Here is a 16,463-nt window from a genome sequence, read left to right as displayed (position 1 = left end):
TCATTGTCCTGAGCCGTTGTTGGCTTGAGTCTAGGACGCGGAAGGCCCGGGCGGGAGTAGGTGCCCGGCCGAACCCGGCCATTCCCATCCTCGGATGGCTCTACTAAGCTCGCTGTGGGCTGGGAGCCTCCAGTACCGCACCGTCGATGAGCCGGTTCCGGCCGCGCCGTCGGGAAGGAACATTGCCATGGCCACGTACAAGATCGGATACTTCGTCGGCAGCCTTTCAAGCCGCTCCATCAACCGGGTCCTGTCCAAGGCGCTCATCAGCGTCGCGCCGGAAGAGCTCGAATTCACCGAGATCCCCATCAAGGACCTGCCCCTCTACAGCTCCGACTACGACGCCGGCTTCCCTCCTGCGGGTCGGGCGTTGAAAGACGCGATCGCGGCGTCGGACGGCATCCTGTTCGTTTCCCCCGAGTACAACCGCTCCATCCCCGGCGCCTTGAAGAATGCCATCGACTGGGGATCGCGGCCCTGGGGAACCAACTCCTTCGCTCGCAAGCCCACGGGCATCATCGGAACATCTCCCGGCAGCATCGGCACGGCCGTGATGCAGTCCTCCATGCGCAGCGTCCTGAGCTTCCTCGACGCACCTCAGCTGAACGCCCCGGAGGCCTACATCAAGTTCGATCCGGCGTCCTACAACGAGGATGGATCCGTCCGGGACGAAGGAACCGCGTCCCTCCTGCGCCACTACATGGAGGAGTACAGCGCGTTCGTCCAACGCGTCCTGGCCGCCAGCGCTCCCGGGCACATCGGCGATGAACACCCGGACGACGCCAAGCTGACGCGGTAGCGCGGCCTGCTGCTCGTCCACGTCGGTCATGGGCCGCGAGCGTACGGGCTACACCGCGCCGTGGCAACCACGCCAAAGACTAATGCTTCGCCGAGACGTCCTGCGAAATCGCCCGCGCGGTCTCCACGATCTGGTCCCGGACCGATTCGAGGTAGGCGTCAGGGTCTGGCTGGGCGGCGACATTTTGCGCTTGGAGCGAGACGTTGACCGCTGCAGCCACATGTCCGGCATTGTGATTCCACACCGGCGCAGCGATGGACATGAGCCCGAGTTCCAGTTCCTGGTCCAGGAGGCACCAGCCCTGCTTGCGGACCCGGTCCAGCTCGGCCAGAAGTTCCTCTCGGGACGTGATGGTCCGCGGCGTCAGTGCCTTGAACTCCACCGAGGACAGGTACTCGTCCAGTTTCCGCGGCGTCAGTCCGGCCAGAAGGACCCGTCCCATGGAGGTTGCGTAGGCGGGGAAGCGGGTGCCCACCGAAATGCCGACCGTCATGATCCGGCGTGTGGTCACGCGGGCCACGTAGAAGATGTCCGCCCCGTCCAGCACCGCGGCCGACGTCGACTCCCCCAATTTCAGCGAGAGTTCTTCAAGGTGCGGCTGCGCGAGCTGGGGCAAGGACAAGGCCGACAGATATGAGTAGCCAAGCTGCAGGACCATCGCCGTGAGCGCGAAGGTCTTGCCGTCTGTGCGGACATAGCCGAGCTCCACCAGGGTATGCAGGAATCGACGGGCCGTGGCGCGCGTCAGGTTGGTCCGCGCCGCCACCTCGCTGAGCGTCATGACGGGGTTGGCCGCGTCGAACGCACGGATCACGGACAATCCGCGTGCCAGTGATTGCACATACTGGTCACTCGCTTGGGGAGCACCTGCCTGGGGCACCCCGGCTACTGCTGCGTCGGTCATGGTTACCAATCTTATTGGCGCGAACTGGCAGCAGTTGCCCCTTGGATTGCTTCCAGAGGGCATTTGCTGCCAGTTCGCGCTCGACTTTAGGCTCGTTTAGACGCCGACGACGGCGCCGGCCGCCTTCTCGTCGAACGGCACCAGCGGGACCGGGACGATGGCTTGGAGTTCATCGAAGGTGCAGCCGAACGTCTCACGCACGGTCACGCCGTCGGGCCCTATCAGGAAGACCGCTTTGTCCGTGTACACGCGGGTCACGCAGCCCACGCCCGTAAGCGGGTAGCTGCAGTGCTCGACGAGCTTGGACGCGCCCTCGCGGGTCAGGAGCGTCATCATGACGAATACGTCCTTGGCGCCGGTGGCCAGGTCCATTGCCCCGCCGACGGCCGGGATGGCGTCTGGTGCTCCCGTGTGCCAATTCGCGAGGTCGCCCGTGGCCGACACCTGGAAAGCGCCGAGGACGCAGATATCCAGATGCCCGCCGCGCATGATCGCGAAGGAATCGGCATGGTGGAAATACGAAGCACCGGGGAGCTCCGTGACGGGGATCTTGCCGGCATTGATGAGGTCGCCGTCGATCTCGTCCCCCTTGGCCTCAGGGCCCATCCCGAGCATCCCGTTCTCCGTGTGGAGAGTGATGTTCTGCTCCTCTGTGAGGTAGTTGGAGACGAGCGTAGGCTGGCCGATGCCGAGGTTCACGAACGAGCCCGGAGCGATGTCCCGCGCCACGAGCCGCGCGAGATCGTCACGGCCCAACGGCGTAGCCGAAGTTTGCAGAGTTGTTTGGATGCTCATGTCAGGCCACCTTCACGATGCTGTTGACGTAGATTCCGGGGGTCACCACGTTCTCCGGGTCGAGGGCGCCGGTCGGAACGATCTCCGACACCTGGACAATGGTGTGCTTTGCGGCCGCCGCCATGATCGGTCCGAAGTTCCTGGCCGTTTTGCGGTAGACAAGGTTGCCCTTGCCGTCGGCCTTGAGCGCCTTGATAAGCGCGACGTCGGCGTGGATGGGCGTCTCGAACACTTGCCATTTTCCGTCGAGGAAGCGTGTGTGCTTGCCTTCAGCGAGCATCGTGCCGTAGCCGGTAGGGGTGAAGAACCCGCCGATGCCCGCCCCGGCAGCCCGGATGCGTTCGGCCAGGTTGCCTTGCGGCACGAGTTCCAGTTCGATTTCCCCGGCCTTGTACTTGGCGTCGAAGTGCCAGGAATCGGACTGGCGCGGGAAGGAGCAGATCATCTTGCGGACCCGCCCTTCCTTGATGAGCAGTGCAAGGCCCTGGTCCCCCTGGCCCGCGTTGTTGTTCACCACGGTGAGGTCGGCGGCACCGGAATCGAGCAGCGCGTCGATGAGTTCGAACGGTTGGCCCGCGTTTCCGAAGCCTCCGATCATGACGGTGGAGCCGTCCTTGATGCCGGCGACTGCTTCGCCGACAGTGTCAATGAATTTCAGCATTGCCTTAGCCCTTCACCGGTTGTGCCGAATTTCCGGCAGTGACGTTCTCAAGCACCACGGCCAGGCCCTGCCCGACGCCGATGCAAATCGCGGCGACACCCCAACGCTCGCCGGAAGCCTGAAGGCTGCGGGCCAGGGTGCCCAGGATCCGGGTGCCGGAGGCGCCCAGCGGGTGGCCCATCGCGATCGCGCCGCCGTGCCGGTTCACAATGGACGGGTCGATCCCCCACGCATCGATGCAGGCCAGGGACTGGGCGGCGAAGGCTTCGTTAAGTTCGACGGCGCCCACCTGCTCCCAGCCGATGCCCGCCTTTGCGAGTGCCTTGTTAGCGGCCTCCACCGGCGCGTAGCCGAAGAACTGGGGATCGTTTCCGTGTGCTCCGCGTCCGGCGATGCGGGCGAGCGGCTCCAGTCCGAGCAGCCCGGCGGCGCTTTCGCTGCCGATCCAGGCCGCGGAGGCGCCGTCGGACAGCGGCGAAGCGTTGCCCGCGGTGACCGTGCCGCCTTCCGTGCCGGCTGATTCGGGACGGAAGACGGTCTTGAGCCCGGCGAGCTTCTCCGCCGTCGAGCCCGCACGGATCCCCTCGTCACGGACCAGCTCAGTGCCCGGTACCGGGGTCACCAACTGGTCGTAGAATCCTTCGTCCCACGCAGCAGCTGTGAGGTTATGCGAGGCCGCAGCGAACTCGTCCTGCCGTTCCCGGGTGATCCCGTACTTCTCACGCAGCCGCTCGGTGGCCTCGCCCAGCGAAATGGTCCAGTCCTTCGGCATCGCCGGGTTCACCAGGCGCCAGCCGAGGGTGGTGGAGGCCAGGGTCATGTCACCGGCCGGGTACGGCTTTGAGGTCTTGGGCAATACCCACGGCGCTCGGGACATGGACTCAGCCCCGCCCACCAGGACCAGTTCGGCATCGCCGGCGTTGATCTGGCGCGAGGCGATGATGGCGGCATCCAGGGAGGAACCGCACAGGCGGTTGACCGTGGTGCCCGGGATCGACGTCGGGAGCCCTGCCAACAACGTGGCCATGCGGGCGATGTTCCGGTTCTCCTCGCCGGCGCCGTTGGCGTTGCCGAAAACCACTTCGTCGATGCGCTCAACATCCAAAGCGGGGGCGCGCTTGACGGCCTCGCGCACCACGTGGGCCGCGAGGTCGTCCGGCCGCACCCCGGCAAGTCCCGAGCCGAATTTTCCAAAAGGTGTGCGCACGGCGTCGTACACATACGCCTGGTTCATGGGGTCTCCTCTAAGTGTCTGTAGTCCCAACTGACTCGCAGTTAATGTCGTTATGAGGGCTCAAAACGACATCTAATGCGAGTCAGTTGGGTGGGGTGGGGCTCGCGGGTTGGGTGGATTCGGGGGTCTCGTCGAGTTCCGCGAAAACGCCCTGTGCGGTCTTGAATGCGGTGTTGGCGGAGGGAACTCCGCAGTAGATGGCGGTCTGCAGCAGGATTTCCTTGATCTCGTCCCTGCTCAGCCCGTTCGTGATGGCCGCGCGGATGTGCATGGCCAGTTCTTCCCAGTGCCCGTGCGCCACCATCGCGGTGATGGTGACCGCGGAGCGCATTTGCCGGGTCAGGCCCGGCCGGGTCCAGATGCCTCCCCAGGCGATGCGGGTGATCATGTCCTGGAAGTCGCCTGTGAATTCGTCTTTCGCAGCGTTGGCGCGGTCCACGTGCGCATCGCCGAGCACTTCGCGGCGGACCACCATGCCGGCGTCGTAGATTTCCTGTGAGGTGGCGTCGCGCTGAACGGCGCCTTGCAATGGATTTGTGCTCATTTTCCGGCCTCCGTCATGAACGTCCGCATGAGGTCCGCGACGACTGCGGGCGCCTCCGCGGGCGCAAGGTGCCCGACGTCGTCGAGCGCTACGGAAACAGCGCTACCGCTGCCTGCGTTTATGCCGTCCGCAATTTCTTCAGCGAACGACGGCGGTGCAACAGTGTCCTCGACGCCGGCCAGCGCCTGCGTGGGGACGGTGATGCTGCCGAGTTCGGCGCGGACGTCGAATCCGGCGAGGGCCTCGCAGCAGAAGGCGTAGCTGAAGCGGTCCGCGTCCCGCAGGGCGTGCAGGAGGCGGCTGCTGACCACTGGCTGGCGATCCATGAAACCGGGAGCGAACCAACGCTGCGCGGAACCCTGGATCATCACCGCGGTACCTTGTGCGCGGACGGTTTCAGCCCGTTCCAGCCATCCCTCCGGCGTACCGAGCTTTGCTCCGGTGCACTGCACGGACAGGGACTTGAGCCGTTCTCCGTGTTTGATGGCCAATTGCAGTCCGGTGGCACCGCCCAAGGAGTCCCCGGCGTAGTGGAACTCGGCGCCCGGGGCGATCGAGTCAACCAGATCCACTACAGCGTCGGCCAGTTCGGCGACGCTGAACGTTTCGGAGGCCGCGGGCGAGACTCCATGCCCGGGAAGGTCCCAGCCAATGACGTCGAAGTCACCGCCGAGAAGGGCTGCCGTCTCGGTCCACAACACCGTGGAGGTTCCAAGAGAGGGCCCCACCATCAGGAGCGGCTTCTCCCCCAAGGTGCGCTGTGGGGACAGCAACACCGCCTTGACGTTGGGCTTAGCCACGATCGGCTCCCTTCGGGTTGGTGTGCGTGAATTCGGGGTACGCGGCAAGGATGCGACGGCTGATCTCGGGAGCCTCACCCACATAGTTCGCCGGATCCAGAAGGGCCCGCAATTCCTCATCGGTCAGCTTGCTGCCCGGCACGGCTTCGCGGAGGAGCTTGGTGTAGATCCGGGCCTGCTCCGCGACCGGAGCTTGCAGCGTCTCGTCGACGACGGCTTGCAGCTTCGCCTTCGCTTCTCCCCTGTCCGTGCCAAGGAGTGGAGCAACGGAGGATGCAACAGCTTCGCTGAGCAGCAATGGCCCGGAGATTTCCAGGTTGCGTCGCATCGCCTCGGGGAAGACACGGAGTCCTTCGGCAAGCTCGCGCAATTGGGTGGCGGCACCAAGTGCAAGCCGAAGCAAGCCCCGCAAGGCCTGCCATTCGCTGTGCCAGGCGCCGTCCGGACGTTCGTCGTTGAAGTTCGCGGCTGCGAGGTGCAGCTGCATTGCCAGCCCGGGAGCTTGGAGCGCTGCGCTGCGGATCAGCACGGACAGCACCGGGTTTTGCTTTTGCGGCATGGCAGAGGAAACGCCCCGACCCGCGGCAAGGGGTTCACCCAGTTCGGCAACCTCGGGGCGGCTCAGGAACAGCAGGTCCGAGGCGATCTTGCCGAAAGAGTCCGTCAGGGAGGCCAAGGCGTCGCCGAGTGCAGTGACATCCAGGCGGTTCGTGTGCCAAGGAGCCGCGGCGAGAGCCAGCCCCAGTTTCCCGGCCAAAGCGTCGGCCAAGTCAAAGGGGCTCGACGACAAACGGTCGGTGAGCACGGTGCCGGCAGCCAGCGTGCCGCCGGCACCGCCGAACTGCACCGGCAACTCCAGGGCTTCGAGGCGACGGGCTGCGGCGGCCACTCCGTGGAACCACTGCGCCAATTTGAGCCCGAAGGTGAACGGAAGCGCATGCTGCGTCAGGCTCCTGCCCACGCACAGCGTGTCCGCATGCTGCTCCGCAAGGGCGGCGAGCGCCGTCGTCGTACCTTTTACTTCGGCGAGAAGCGCGGAAACCACGCGGTGCGCGAGCAGCATCAGGGCCGAATCCAAGACGTCTTGGCTGGTCAGTGAGGTGTGCACGGCTGCAAGCGCGCCGATGGCCCCGCCGGGATGCCCGGCGTCGAGCTGCCTGACCCTGCCCCGGAGATCGGCCAGCAGCGGAATGACCGGGTTGGCGCCACCTTGTGCGCGTTCGGCGATGGACGCGGCGTCGTAGGCCCAGGATTCCGCGGCTTCGGCGACGACGGCGGCGGAACCGGCGGGCGCGAGGCCCGCCTCTTCGAGCACGGATGCCCACGCGGCCTCGACGTCGAGGATGGCAGCGATCACCGCACGGTCACCCGTCAGCGCCACCACGGCGGGCGACGCCGAAACCGGGCTGAGCAGCCCGAAATCGCCGTCGCCGCTCACTGGGAGGCGCCTTCGAAGTCGAGAAAAACGGTCTCGTTCCCGCCTTGAAGGCGTAGGTCCCAGGTGAGTCCGCCATCCGCGTCGCGGCGTGCGATCAGGGTCTTGCGGCGCTCGGGATCCAGGGAGCTGAGCAGCGGGTCGGCAGCGAGCGCTTCCTCATTTTCCGGCAAGTAGATGCGGGTGAACAGGCGGTTCATGAGGCCACGCGCAAAAACGGCGACGGAGATAAAGGGAGCCGCCGCTGGTTTTCCGGGGACCGGGGTGGTGGGTCCGGGGTTGACCGTGGTGAAGGTGAAGACACCGGAGTTGCCGACCGCGGCACGGCCCCAGCCGGTGAACGTGTAGCCATCGCGGACAAGGGAACCCGTGCGCTGGACCACCTTGCCTTCGGCATCGGGCTGCCAGATCTCCAGGATGGCGTCCGGGATGGCGTCTCCGGCGCCGTCGTACACGGTGCCTTGCAGGCGGATGCTTCCGGCGCTGCCAGGAGCAAGGAGCTCGTTGTCCTTATTAAAGGGGAGGGCATAGCCGTAGAACGGGCCAACGGTCTGGCCGGGTGTGGGTGTCAGCTTGCTCATGTTCTACTCCTCATCCCCGGCGTCGCCAAAGGCTTCGTTTTCGGTCCAGGTCCGCTTCGACCCGCTCAGGACGATGTCCCAGTTGTAGCCCAAGGCCCACTCCGGGCTCGTCAGCTCGTGGTCGTACTTGGCTACGAGGCGGTCGCGGGCGTCCTGGTCCACGATCGATTGGTAGATGGGGTCCAGCGGGAACAACTGGTCCCCCGGGAAGTACATCTGGGTAATGATTCGCTGCGTGAAGTCCGTCCCGAACAACGAGAAGTGAATGTGCGCCGGCCGCCAGGCGTTGAGGTGGTTCTTCCACGGGTAGGCGCCGGGCTTGATGGTGGTGAAGCGGTAGGAGCCGTCCGGTCCGGTGATGCAGCGTCCGACGCCGGTGAAGTTCGGGTCGAGCGGGGCCGGGTGCTGGTCGCGCTTGTGGATGTACCGGCCGGCGGCGTTTGCCTGCCAGATCTCCACGAGCTGGCCGGCAACCGGGCGGCCGTCGCCGTCGAGCACTTTGCCTTGCACGATGATCCGCTCGCCCTGGGGCTCGCCGTTGTGCTGGATGGTGAGGTCGGATTCCAAGGCGTGCACGTCCTGGTGCCCGAACGCCGGCGAGTACAGCTCGATGGTCTCCGGGTCGGCGTGGTGCAGGCTCTTGGTAGGGTGGCGCAGGATGCTGCTGCGGTACGGCGCGAAGTCCAGGCGGGGCTGGGTCTCCGGCGCGGCACCGTCTTTGAGCGCCTGGGCGTACGCCTCGCCGATCGCCTTGATCTCGGCACTGAGATCCGCTTGGGTTTCGACGGCGGCGTCCGACGGCGCGTGGGCGGCATGCGGTTCGGCCGCAGGTACGAGCTCGTCGTCGTCTTGGTAGTGCCCGGCATTTGCATCTAGCAGCACGGCCGGCTCCTTTCGGGTGGTTGCTTTCCTGGTCTCTTGCGTTTCTGTTCAGCGGTGCACGTGGTGGGCGTGAAGCGAGTCGTACTGGACGGCGTGCCGCACCGGGGCGTTGGGGGCGCCGTAGCCGTCGTAGTTGCCGCGGCGTTCCACCATTTCGAAGAACACGCTGCCCACCGTGGCGGTGTAGAAATGGAGGAATTCACCGTTGGCGTCCCTGTCATAGAGAAGGTTCAGTTCCTTGAGGGTGGCCAGGAAGGCAGGCTCCAGGGCGAAGCGCGCATCCAGGTCCTCGTAGTAGTTGGTTGGAATCTGGAGGAACTCGAGTCCGCGTCCTTGAGCAGCCCGGGCCGTAGCCACGAGGTCATCCACCGCGAAGGCGATGTGTTCCTGGTAGCTCTTGCGGGCGCCGTTACCTTGCTGGCCCGGTTCCTGCTGACCCGGGTCCTGTTGGAGCACCGGAGCGAGGTTCAGGACGAGGCGCACGGCACGGTCGGAAGTCACCATGACCTGCGAGCGAACCAGGCCGCTGGGGCTCGGCACTTCGGCGAACGGCTGAGGTTCCAGTGCGAGGGCACTCGTGTAGAAAAGGACAGCTTCGTCGAAGTGCTGCCAGGGCTGGGCGAGGTTCACGTGGTCAATCACGGCTTGCGCTCCCGCTGAAGGGTGCTCGAGGCCTTCACCGAATTCATGGGTCCATGCCGCCGTGCCGTCCGGGCTGCCTTGGCACAGGAAGATCTCGGTGGAGTCCGGGGCCGCGATGCCCTGGAACACTTCCTCGTCCGCCTGGACCTTGCGCGGTACCACGGGGGCTTTGAGTTGCTGGGCGCGGGCCGAGGCAATGACGGGAGAGTCGACGTCGAATCCCAACGCCGCGATGGCGGGTTCGCTGTGCGACGGCGCTTGTTCGTTGATGATGACGCGTGCCTGCCCCATGGACCACAACTGCACGTCCTTGGTCCGGTGCCGGCCGTCGAATTCGAAGCCGAGCTGGCCCAGAAGCGTCTCGAGCTGTGCGGGCTCATCGGTTTTGACCTCGGCGAAGTTGAACCCGGCCGGTTCGGCCACCTTGGGCAGTGTGGCCAGTTCCATGGGATAACGACGCCGGCCGGCAGCGTTGGCGAGCGAGTCACCGCCGGCGGCTCCCGGCGCTCCTCCCTGTGTAAAGGACGCCGCGTTCGCGTCGAGCCATTTGGCGCTCTGTTCCTCAAGCCAGATCAGCGAGCGCATGGCGTCAACCGCGGTGCGCTCCACATCCGATTGGCGGAAGACGTCGTTGAAGACCTCCAGGGAGACGGGACCGGAATAGCCGGCACGGGCAACGTGGCCCATGAATTTGGCCAGCTCGAATTGTCCTTCGCCGGGGAACACGCGGTAGTGGCGGCTCCAGGACAGCACATCCATGGAGAGTTTCGGGGCGTCGGCCACCTGGACGAAGAAGATCTTTTCGGGCTTGATGGCCTCGATGGGCGCGGTGTCCCAGTCGCGGGAAAGGATATGGAAGGAGTCCAGGCAGGTGCCGAGGTTGGGGTGGTCCACGGTGTCCACCAAACGGTGCGCGTGCTCGTAGTCGTTGACGTATTTGCCCCAAGCGAGTGCCTCGTACGCCACCTTGACGCCGTGGTTCCCGGCCAATTCCGCCAGGCGGGCGAGCTGCCCGGCCCGGAGGTCGTCGTCGTCGATCGTGGCGGTTCCCACGTTGGTGCACACCAGGACGGTGTCCATGCCGAGGCGGGACATGAGCTTGAACTTGGCGTCCGCCCGGCGCAGGTTTTCCTGCAGGAGGTCTTCGGAGACGCTGTCGAAGTCGCGGAACGGCTGGTAGAGATCAAGGCCGAGTCCAAGGTCCGCGGCCATCTTCCGCACGTCTTCAGGGCTGAGCGGTGAGGTGACGAGGTCCTGTTCGAAGATCTCGATGCCGTCGAAGCCCGCGATGGCGCAGGCCTGCATCTTTTCCTTAAGTGTGCCCGAGAGGCAGACAGTAGCGATTCCCGTGCGCATCAGTGACCCGCCCCGGCGAGTGCCTTGCCGGCCTTCGACTCTTCAGCCTTGGCGTCTTCCGCGCCCACCAGCTCAAGGAAATGTGCCCGCATCCGTTCAGGATCGGCGTCGCGGCCTGTGAAGATGCGGAAAGCGTCGGCAGCCTGGCCCACGGCCATGCGTCCGCCGTCGAGCACGCGGCAACCCTTGGCCCGGGCCTCGAGCACCAACTGGGTTTCGATCGGACGGTAGACGATGTCAGCCACCCAGTGACGGGGTTCCACGAGGGACATGTCCAGTGGGAGGCCCGGATGAGCGGCCATGCCCACCGGCGTGCAGTGCACCAAACCGTCGGCCAGCGGCATGAGTTGCGGCAGCTCCGCCGTCGTGCGCGCCGTGACGGTGCGGCCCGGGAACAGGGCGGCGAGCTCCGCTGCCCGTTCTGCGCAGCGCGCAGGGTCCACATCCACCAGGTCCAGTGTCTTGACCCCCGCGGAAAGCAGGGCGTATGCGACGGCGGAGCCGGCACCGCCGGCTCCGAGTTGGACGACCCGCTCCAGGCCGGCGTCGGGAAGGCCGCTGGCCAAAGCGGAGCCGAAGCCGGAGAAGTCTGTGTTGTGGCCGATGAAGCGGCCGTCCTTGATCAGCACGGTGTTCACAGCGCCGAGCCGCCGCGCGTCCTCGGAAACCTCGTCCAGGAACGGCAGCACGAGTTGCTTGCACGGATGCGTGATGTTAAGGCCGTTGTAGCCAAGCCGGAAAGCTGCAGTCAGCAGACCGCCGACGGCGGAGCCGGGCAGGGAGAGCTCCAGCAGGTCGATGGGCCGGTACAGGTAGCGCAGCCCCTGGACGTCGGCCTCCCTCTCATGCATGGGCGGCGTCAGCGAAGGCGATACGCCTTCACCAATCAGGCCCACCAGGAAGGATTCGGCTCGGTTGCTCATGCTCATTGCTCCTTTGACAACTGCACCCGCGGATTGGCCGACTCTGGATCCTTTGAGTCATCCAGAGTCTGTTGCTCCGCCGGGCGGTATGAATCAGACTACACAAAATGTTCACATATTGCACTAGTGTTCTTATCGCGAACAAAAGTGACAGCCGCTGACGCCCTTTAGCGCTGCGGCAGGCGGTCGGCGAGCTCGGACGCCGCGCTCTTCAAGAGCGGAACGACTGCCACGAGCTGTTCCACGCTCATCCGGAAGACTGGGACGGCGGTGGCGAGGGATGCGAAGGCGACTCCCTGGGAATTGAGGACGGGGACGGCGACTGCGCGCATGCCCACCTCGTTTTCCTCGTCCATGATCGCGTAGCCCTGGCGACGGACCTTCTCGATTTCCAGGCGGAAAGCGTCGCGGTCTGTAATGGAGAACTCCGTCAGCGGCTCCAGCTCAAGCTCTTCCACCAACTGCCGCCGCTCGTCGTCGTCCGCGAAGGCAACAAGCGCTTTGCCCACTGCCGTGGTGTGCAGCATTCCAAGATGCCCCGGATCGCTGGTGACCCGGAACATTTGGGGACCGTCTACCTTGTTGACCGTGAGGTGGTGGTGGCCATCCCGCACAGAAAGGATGGTGGCCTCGCCGGTCCCTTCCGTCACGCGCTGCAGGATGGGCCGCGCGGTTCCGGCAAAGCCGTGGTGGTTCGATACCCGTTGACCGAGCTGGAAGACGCGAAGTCCCAGATGGTAGCGGCGGCCATCGGCCTCGTAGTCGACGAATCCGTCGCGGGTCAGGGATCCGAGCAGCCGGTAGGTGGTGCTGAACGGCAGCTCCGCCTGGCGGGCGAGCTCGGAGGCGCTGGCCCCCTTCGGCTCATTGCCCAGCAATACGAGGAGGCCGAGGGCCTTGCCGATCATGTCGGTTTTTGTGTCTTCCTTCACATCCATAACTAAAGATTGCCACATCGTGAGAGCTATATCTAGATGGTGAGTAAATATCTTGACAAGTGACCACGCTCACAGTCATTATTGCTGTATCGCACAAGTAGCTCTCACAATGTGGCTACAGTGTGAGGCCGCTGCCGGACCCACATCGACGTTCCAGGTACGCAAATTTCAGCCAGATGCGACATCGCCGTCACACAAAGGAACACCATGAGTCACACGATCCCGTCTACGACGCCGGGCACTGCCACGGCGGGAACGCCGAAGAAGGCCGCCCTCGCCAGCTTCCTCGGTAGCGCCGTCGAGTACTACGACTTCTTCATCTTCGGTTCGGCCGCGGCCTTGATTTTCCCGCACGTCTTCTTCCCCAGCGCCGACGCCAACGCAGCCATCATGTCCTTCGCGACATTCGGCTTCGCCTATGTGGCGAGGCCCGTTGGAGCCATCATCCTGGGGCACTTCGGCGATCGCATCGGCCGCCAGCGCGTACTGATGTTCACCCTGGTGCTGATGGGCGGTGCGACCTTCATCATCGGTTGCCTTCCTGATTTCAAGGCCATCGGATGGTGGGCTCCGGCGCTGCTGGTCTTCGCACGCCTCTGCCAGGGTCTTTCGGCCGCCGGTGAACAAGCGGGCGCTTCGTCCATGACGCTCGAACACGCTCCGGACAACCGCCGCTCCTTCTTTACCTCCTGGACCCTCACGGGAACCCAGGGTGGCCAGATCCTCGCAGCATTGGTCTTCATCCCCGTCGTCGCCCTCCCGGACGAGGTCAAGTACGGCATCGGCTGGCGCATTCCGTTCTGGCTCAGCGCCGTGGTGGTCCTGGTAGCGTTCTTCATCCGCCGCACCCTGCACGAACCGCCCGCATTCGCCGAGGCAAAGAAGAACAACCAGATCGCCAAGCTCCCCGTTGCCGACCTCCTCCGGCTGCACTGGGCCGATGTCCTGCGAGTTATCTGCTGCGCCTTCATCTCCGCCGTAAGCACCGTCTTTGGCACCCTGGCCATTGCCTATGCCAAGGACGTGGCACACGTGAACAGCACCATCACGCTGTGGCTCGTCGTGGCGGCAAACGTCGTGGCGCTCGGCACCCAGCCGGTCTTCGGCCGGATGGCCGACCGGATCGGCCGCAAGCCCGTCTTCATCTACGGCGCCGTAGCCAGCGCCATCATGACGCCGGTGTTCCTCCTGACGCTCGAATCCGGAAACGTTCCGCTCATGTTCCTGGTCTCGGTGGTGTACTTCGCCCTCGGATACGCCGCTGCAAACGCAGTGTGGCCCTCGTTCTACGGCGAGATGTTCAGCACCAAGGTCCGTTTCTCCGGTTTGGCCATCGGCACGCAGATCGGATTCCTCATGGCGGGCTTCGCTCCGACGATCGTCACCGCAATGGGCGGCACCAAGGCGGGCGGCTGGGTCCAGATCAGCATCTTCACCGGCGTCATCTGCGTCATCGCAGCGGTCTCCGCGATGACGGCCCGCGAATCCTTCAAGACCCCGACGGCGGAGCTCGGCCTGAAGTAGGGCGCTCCCCGTTCTACCCCCATCCATTGCTCCGTACCCGTCGTTTTGAGCCTCCAGAACGACAGGTACGGAGCAATGGATTTTCCTTTTACCCCGCCGAAACCACCCTGCAACATTGGCCCGCCACACTGGAATAGCCGGCAAATGCTGGCAGCTCCAGCCAGGGAGGCCACCATGTTGAAGGAAGTATCAACCCACCCCACAAGAATCCGCGCGCTTGACCAGCTGCACCGCGGCGACCAGATTGAAGCCCGCCTCTCCGTCGGACCCTCCTACGATGACGTTGTCATCCGCCGAGGCAGCGTCCAGGAAACGGCCCCGGGCATCGGCGTCGTCTGGATCATGGATCAGCTGACCGGCCTGCGCAAGGCCATCAATACCGACGAATGCACAGTCTGGCGAGTGGCCTGACCTGGCCCCGAACCGCTCAGCCGCCAGCCACGGACTGGATGATCAAAACCTCCTGGCCGGCCGCAACCTCAGTATCCAGACCCTTCAGACGCCGGACCTCCTCGCCGTTCACGTAAATATTCACGTAGCGCCGGAGCGAACCGGTTTCATCCCGGAGTCTCCGGGCCAGCACCGGGTAATTACCGGTCACAGCGTCAAGCAAGCTTTCCACGGTCACAGCTCCGTCGGCGGGTGTAGTCAGGTAGGACTGCCCGCCGGCGAGGGGCTGGAGGACGCTAGGCAAAAACACGGTGATATCGGGCAAGATCCGTCCTAAGCCGGAAGACCGGATGCTGCGGAGACAGCGGCCAATTCGTCGGCCACATCTGCGGAGACAACCCCGGAGATAACGGCAGCCCGGACGCACAAAACATCAGGTAGGTGCGAGGCAACTTCGATGAAAGACTCGCCTTCATCGGCGCTGGCGTAGACCGAACCGCCGCGTGTCCCGAAGTACACCCCGGCAGGTTCAGCCGAATCCACCGCGGCCGCGTCACGGAGCACGGCGTTGTATTCATGGTCCGGGAGGCCCACATCCAGGCGCTTCCACGACTCACCTGCGTCATCCGTGCGGTGCACTGCGAGATGGCCGTCCGGCGGAATCCGCTCACTATCGGCCTTGATCGGGATCACCCAGGCGGTCCCTTCACGGCGGGGGTGGGCGAGCATCACGAAGCCGAAATCTGCCGGGAGGCCCTCGGCGATGGAGATCCAGTTCTCACCGTTGTCATCCGTGCGGTACACACCGTGGTGGTTCTGCGCATACAAGCGGCCTTCGACGGCGGCATCCGCGGCGATCTTATGCACGCACTGGCCGAACTCCGGGTTGGGATCAGGCATGAAGTAGGCCGAAATCCCCTTGTTGCGGGCCTCCCAGGAGGCACCGCCGTCGAGCGATCGGTAGACGCCTCCAGTGCTCATGGCCACGTGGACGTTCTCCCCGGAAGGGTTGACCACAATCGAGTGGGCGGCAGCGCCGCCGTAGCCAGCTCCCCATTCGCTGCGATGCGGGTGGTCCCACAGGCCGCGGTTCAACTCGAAGTGCTCGCCGCCGTCGGTCGACTTCCAGACGGAGATCGGTTCGCAGCCGGCCCAGACGACCCCGGGGCGGGAGGCGGAATCGGGGTAGATCTGCCAGATCCGTTCCAGCGCAGCCTCGGTTCCCTCGGGGAATTTGATGGCGCCTTGCTCGGGCTCGGTCCATGTGGCGCCAAGGTCATCGGAGTGGGCCACGGTGGGACCCCAGTGTTCGGAACGGACGCCCACCATGATCCGGGGCTTGTCCCCGCGTGTATCGATCCCGATGCTGGGGATCTCGCTCATGAGGAAGTGCGGACCGGAAAGGGACCATTCCTTGCGGTCTGTGCTGCGTGCCAGCCAGAGTCCTTTTTTGGTCCCGATCGCCAAGACATAACTCTCTGCGGTTGCCATGCACCCCATGCAACCATCCTAGGGCGGGAGCCGCAACGATTTTATGAGCCGGTCTAGGAAACCGTCTCAGTCCACGAACTCGGACTGCGTCTCAATGAAGTCCCAGTCGGCGTCGCTCAGCCCGCCTGCCAGCTCTTCAAGGCGCGGGCCGCCAACATCGGCAATGCGTTGCAGAACTTCCAGCGGAAGCTCCGTGGCACGAAGGTTCTCGCGCAGCCATTCCTTGCTCTTGAGGTCTATGTCCAGCCACCACATGAAGATCTCCACGTGGACCACCCCTTCCTGTGCAAGTTAACGCTAGGCCTGCGCCGGGTGCACTACAAGGGGCCGAGGACCTGATCAAACCCCCGATTTCGCCCTAAAATCCGGGTCGGAAAAAGTAAAGTGAAAGTAGTTATTCAGATTGGTAGCGGAGTGCTGTTGGGGCACGTAAGCTAATTGTCAGCAGGAACCCAAAGAACCTGCTCCAAAGTCCGCTCCGGAGTGCGTATCCCCCAATAACGCACTCCGGAGCTCTTTGTTTAAGCCTCGCGACGCGCAAAATCCCTGACGCCCCCGGAATTC

18 protein-coding genes are annotated in these 16,463 nt (G+C 64.6%); 3 read left to right on the top strand and 15 right to left on the bottom strand.

All coding sequences use genetic code 11. The annotated features are described in order from the left end of the window. The first annotated feature begins 187 nt into the window (after nucleotides 1–187). Nucleotides 188–799, top strand: a complete 612-nt coding sequence (locus ACSVHC_RS11535; protein ID WP_437774102.1) for an NADPH-dependent FMN reductase — start codon at nucleotides 188–190, stop codon at nucleotides 797–799. A 79-nt stretch (nucleotides 800–878) separates the two neighbouring features. On the opposite strand, the gene ACSVHC_RS11530 is transcribed toward ACSVHC_RS11535, so the two are convergent. The 12 genes from ACSVHC_RS11530 to ACSVHC_RS11475 form a co-directional block, all read right to left on the bottom strand. After that, nucleotides 879–1,703 carry an IclR family transcriptional regulator domain-containing protein gene (locus tag ACSVHC_RS11530; RefSeq protein WP_437771883.1) on the bottom strand — a complete coding sequence of 275 codons (825 nt, stop codon included), beginning with the start codon at nucleotides 1,701–1,703 and terminating at the stop codon, nucleotides 879–881. A gap of 96 nt (nucleotides 1,704–1,799) precedes the next feature. Next, nucleotides 1,800–2,498 carry a 3-oxoacid CoA-transferase subunit B gene (locus tag ACSVHC_RS11525; protein WP_437771884.1) on the bottom strand — a complete coding sequence of 233 codons (699 nt, stop codon included), beginning with the start codon at nucleotides 2,496–2,498 and terminating at the stop codon, nucleotides 1,800–1,802. Between the two features lies 1 nt (nucleotide 2,499). Beyond that, complete coding sequence (locus ACSVHC_RS11520) at nucleotides 2,500–3,159, bottom strand: 3-oxoacid CoA-transferase subunit A (RefSeq protein WP_437771885.1); 660 nt, start codon at nucleotides 3,157–3,159, stop codon at nucleotides 2,500–2,502. Nucleotides 3,160–3,163: 4 nt separating this feature from the next. Continuing rightward, nucleotides 3,164–4,393, bottom strand: a complete 1,230-nt coding sequence (locus tag ACSVHC_RS11515; RefSeq protein WP_437771886.1) for a thiolase family protein — start codon at nucleotides 4,391–4,393, stop codon at nucleotides 3,164–3,166. 82 nt (nucleotides 4,394–4,475) lie between these two features. Then, nucleotides 4,476–4,937, bottom strand: a complete 462-nt coding sequence (gene pcaC / locus ACSVHC_RS11510) for a 4-carboxymuconolactone decarboxylase (protein ID WP_437771887.1) — start codon at nucleotides 4,935–4,937, stop codon at nucleotides 4,476–4,478. Then, on the bottom strand, nucleotides 4,934–5,737 hold the full coding sequence (locus ACSVHC_RS11505) for an alpha/beta fold hydrolase (RefSeq protein WP_437771888.1): 804 nt from the start codon (nucleotides 5,735–5,737) through the stop codon (nucleotides 4,934–4,936). The genes pcaC and ACSVHC_RS11505 overlap by 4 nt, the downstream gene beginning before the upstream one ends. Further along, entirely contained in the window at nucleotides 5,730–7,175 is a 1,446-nt protein-coding gene (locus ACSVHC_RS11500; RefSeq protein ID WP_439180940.1) for a lyase family protein, read from the bottom strand. Before ACSVHC_RS11500 ends, ACSVHC_RS11505 begins: the two co-directional genes overlap by 8 nt. Then, on the bottom strand, nucleotides 7,172–7,753 hold the full coding sequence (pcaG, locus tag ACSVHC_RS11495) for a protocatechuate 3,4-dioxygenase subunit alpha (RefSeq protein ID WP_437771890.1): 582 nt from the start codon (nucleotides 7,751–7,753) through the stop codon (nucleotides 7,172–7,174). The genes ACSVHC_RS11500 and pcaG overlap by 4 nt, the downstream gene beginning before the upstream one ends. 3 nt (nucleotides 7,754–7,756) lie before the next feature. Then, nucleotides 7,757–8,632 (bottom strand): protocatechuate 3,4-dioxygenase subunit beta, encoded by an 876-nt coding sequence (pcaH, locus tag ACSVHC_RS11490; protein WP_437774103.1) that lies wholly within the window; start codon nucleotides 8,630–8,632, stop codon nucleotides 7,757–7,759. Between the two features lie 51 nt (nucleotides 8,633–8,683). Continuing rightward, nucleotides 8,684–10,633, bottom strand: coding sequence for a bifunctional sugar phosphate isomerase/epimerase/4-hydroxyphenylpyruvate dioxygenase family protein (locus ACSVHC_RS11485; RefSeq protein ID WP_437771891.1), 1,950 nt, complete (start codon nucleotides 10,631–10,633; stop codon nucleotides 8,684–8,686). Further along, complete coding sequence (locus ACSVHC_RS11480) at nucleotides 10,633–11,556, bottom strand: shikimate dehydrogenase (RefSeq protein WP_437771892.1); 924 nt, start codon at nucleotides 11,554–11,556, stop codon at nucleotides 10,633–10,635. Before ACSVHC_RS11480 ends, ACSVHC_RS11485 begins: the two co-directional genes overlap by 1 nt. 167 nt (nucleotides 11,557–11,723) lie before the next feature. After that, complete coding sequence (locus tag ACSVHC_RS11475; RefSeq protein WP_437771893.1) at nucleotides 11,724–12,494, bottom strand: IclR family transcriptional regulator; 771 nt, start codon at nucleotides 12,492–12,494, stop codon at nucleotides 11,724–11,726. A 207-nt stretch (nucleotides 12,495–12,701) separates the two neighbouring features. Here ACSVHC_RS11475 and ACSVHC_RS11470 point away from each other — a divergent pair, with 207 nt between their 5' ends. Together ACSVHC_RS11470 and ACSVHC_RS11465 are read left to right on the top strand one after the other, a co-directional pair. Then, nucleotides 12,702–14,018 (top strand): MFS transporter, encoded by a 1,317-nt coding sequence (locus tag ACSVHC_RS11470; RefSeq protein WP_437771894.1) that lies wholly within the window; start codon nucleotides 12,702–12,704, stop codon nucleotides 14,016–14,018. 174 nt (nucleotides 14,019–14,192) lie between these two features. Continuing rightward, on the top strand, nucleotides 14,193–14,429 hold the full coding sequence (locus ACSVHC_RS11465; RefSeq protein WP_059388807.1) for a hypothetical protein: 237 nt from the start codon (nucleotides 14,193–14,195) through the stop codon (nucleotides 14,427–14,429). Between the two features lie 16 nt (nucleotides 14,430–14,445). Here the strand turns inward: ACSVHC_RS11465 and ACSVHC_RS11460 are convergent, their stop codons facing one another. Genes ACSVHC_RS11460 through ACSVHC_RS11450 form a run of 3 tightly spaced genes read right to left on the bottom strand, consistent with a single transcriptional unit; the run spans nucleotide 14,446 to nucleotide 16,166 of the window. Further along, the gene (locus ACSVHC_RS11460) at nucleotides 14,446–14,733 is read right to left on the bottom strand and encodes a MoaD/ThiS family protein (RefSeq protein WP_437771895.1); all 288 of its coding nucleotides are present in this window, start codon (nucleotides 14,731–14,733) and stop codon (nucleotides 14,446–14,448) included. 8 nt (nucleotides 14,734–14,741) lie between these two features. Continuing rightward, nucleotides 14,742–15,908, bottom strand: coding sequence for a WD40/YVTN/BNR-like repeat-containing protein (locus ACSVHC_RS11455; RefSeq protein WP_437771896.1), 1,167 nt, complete (start codon nucleotides 15,906–15,908; stop codon nucleotides 14,742–14,744). 57 nt (nucleotides 15,909–15,965) lie between these two features. Then, nucleotides 15,966–16,166 (bottom strand): hypothetical protein, encoded by a 201-nt coding sequence (locus ACSVHC_RS11450; RefSeq protein ID WP_059388808.1) that lies wholly within the window; start codon nucleotides 16,164–16,166, stop codon nucleotides 15,966–15,968. Nucleotides 16,167–16,463 lie beyond the last annotated feature (297 nt).

This window comes from Arthrobacter sp. KNU-44, assembly GCF_051843155.1.
Classification (GTDB): domain Bacteria; phylum Actinomycetota; class Actinomycetes; order Actinomycetales; family Micrococcaceae; genus Arthrobacter.
Note: the sequence above shows the minus strand (reverse complement) of the source record. Positions and strands in the feature narration are given on the sequence as shown.